2 protein-coding genes are annotated in these 2,436 nt (G+C 46.1%); both read right to left on the minus strand.

What is annotated here, in order from left to right; all coding sequences use genetic code 11:
- The coding region (argF, locus tag PLL47_RS14780) for an ornithine carbamoyltransferase (RefSeq protein ID WP_324447331.1) at window positions 1-884 on the minus strand (884 nt) is incomplete at its 3' end.
- Between the two features lie 123 nt (window positions 885-1,007).
- Window positions 1,008-2,309, minus strand: coding sequence for a phosphoribosylamine--glycine ligase (purD, locus tag PLL47_RS14785; protein WP_324447333.1), 1,302 nt, complete (start codon window positions 2,307-2,309; stop codon window positions 1,008-1,010).
- Window positions 2,310-2,436: the final 127 nt, after the last annotated feature.

The raw sequence follows: 2,436 nt of genomic DNA on the forward strand, positions 1-2,436 counted from the left end.
GCTTTCTGCGCATGCAGGCGGTTTTCTGCCTCTTCGAAGATTACGGAGTTCGGGCCGTCCATAACTTCATCAGTAATTTCAAGACCTCTCCTTGCAGGCAGGCAGTGCATTACTATTACGTCCGGCTTTGCGACTCCGAGGAGTTCGGTATTGACCTGGAAAGATTTAAAGTCCCTAAGGCGCTTTTCCTGCTCTGCTTCATCCCCCATGGAGACCCAGACATCAGTATATATTATGTCTGCATCTTTTGCGGCAGTTCCTGGGTCGTCTGTGATTGTGAATTTCCCTCCAAGGGCTTTTGCCTGCTCAAGGAATTCGGCTTTGGGCTCGTAACCTTTCGGGCATGCAATGGCAAATTCCATACCCATAATTGCCGAGCCAAGAAGGGCGGAATTGCAGACATTATTCCCGTCGCCAATCCAGGCAAACTTCAGGCCTTCAAACCTGTTTTTGCACTCCATGATGGTCATGAAATCGCCAAGGATCTGGCAGGGGTGTTCCCTGTCTGAAAGGGCGTTTATCACGGGTATGGTCGAGAATTCGGCAAGCTTTTTCACGGTCTCATGGCTCATAACCCTTGCCATGATCCCGTGCAGGTAGCCGGAAAGGGTTCTGGCTGTGTCTTCAATGGTTTCGCCTCTGCCTACCTGGATATCCCTGGAGTTCAGGTAAAGGGCATGCCCTCCGAAATCGCTCATTGCAACTTCAAAGGATACTCTGGTCCTTGTGGAGGATTTTTCGAAAATCATTCCAAGGCTTTTGTGCTTAAGGTATTCGGTAGGTTCTCCTGCCTTACGTTTTTTCTTCAGGTCAGCGGCCGATTCAAGGAGTTCGTATATCTCCTCCCTGGACAGGTCAGTTATAGAAAGTACATCTCTCTTCATCGTCTCAAACCCCGACTTCTTTCTGGCTGAATTTAAACTTCTGGTTGAATCCAAGCTTTATATTAATGCATAGTACTTATTTACACATATTTTTACGGGTACTCCTGCATATTTTTTAAACAATCAGCCTCTAAGTTCTTTCATATGGTCTATTCTTTTCTGGATAAGACTGGCAGTGCCTATGTCTCTCCTGAAGAAGAGTCTACCGTGAATATTTTCAAGAGCATTCTGAGCGATCTTTTCTGCAGCTTCTATTGTGTCTGCGCACCCTACAACAGCAACGGCACGGGAGCTGGTAGTATAAATTTTCCCTTCTTTTTCGTATACACTTGCATAATAAACTGAAGCTTCCCCTATATCTCCTACGGCTACCTCACTGTCTTTTTCTGGATTGTCCGGATAGCCTGCCGGGACTGCGTATTTACATACTGTAGCTTTTCTGCTGAACTTTACAGGCAGGTTTCCGAGGGTTCCTTTTACCACAGCAGACATTATTTCTACAAAATCAGTCTCTATAAGGGGGATAACGTTCATGGCTTCAGGGTCTCCAAACCTTGCATTGAACTCCACGACTTTGGGGCCGCTGGCTGTAAGGATAAACTGTCCGTAAAGAATTCCCTTATATCCGGTTCCGGTTTCCTCGTGCAGAGCTGTTACTGTATGTCGCATAATCTTTTTTGCCTTCTCGATGTCTTCGGGAAGCATGAAAGGAAGGATCTCTCCTGCGTCAGTGTATGAACCCATTCCGCCTGTGTTTGGTCCGAGGTCCCCTTCATAAGCTCTCTTATGGTCCTGAACTGCAGGGAAAAAGGCAAGGTTTTTTCCGTCAACAAATGCCTGGAGGGTGAATTCCTCTCCTATGAAACGCTCCTCAATAACCACAGGCCCTTTTTCCAGAAGCTCGCTTGTATATTCCTTTGCAGCTTTAAGGTCAGGGAGCTGGTCGCCCATGACTTTTACTCCTTTTCCGCCTGTAAGTCCCGAGGGCTTGACTGCAACATCGCCCAGCTTTTCAATAAAAGCGTGTGCTGGAGCTTCATCTGTAAAAACTTCATAGGCAGGGCAGCCTTCTATACCGTATTTCTTCATGAAATTTCTTGCCCATGCCTTGTCAAACTCAATAACCGCACAGGCTTTTTTGGGGCCTACAACAGGGATTCCGGCTTCCCACAGGGCATCTGCAGCTCCTGCTGCAAGTGGAGCTTCAGGACCCACAAAAGCCATCTCAATGCCCTTAGCTTTTGCATATTCTACGATTTTTTCAACCTCTGTTTCTTTTTCGAGCAGGAAGTCCTCACAGAGGGCGGCAATTCCCGGATTTTTCTTTGCCATTAACGCATAAAGGATAGGGTTATGCTTGCTTTTCTTTATTCCTTCGGCAATGGCGTGTTCCCTTCCGCCTCCGCCGATAAGCAAAATCTTCATTTTCATTCTCCTTGTTCAAAAAAATTTATTTTTCAATCCAAAATTTGTTCTTGATACCTGATGAGGAAATGCAGTGAAAAAAAAGGTAATGGATTATGGGGCTCACAAGACCTTTCTTTCGAGTTAA

The organism is Methanosarcina sp. (assembly GCF_035390745.1).
In the GTDB taxonomy this organism is placed as follows: domain Archaea; phylum Halobacteriota; class Methanosarcinia; order Methanosarcinales; family Methanosarcinaceae; genus Methanosarcina.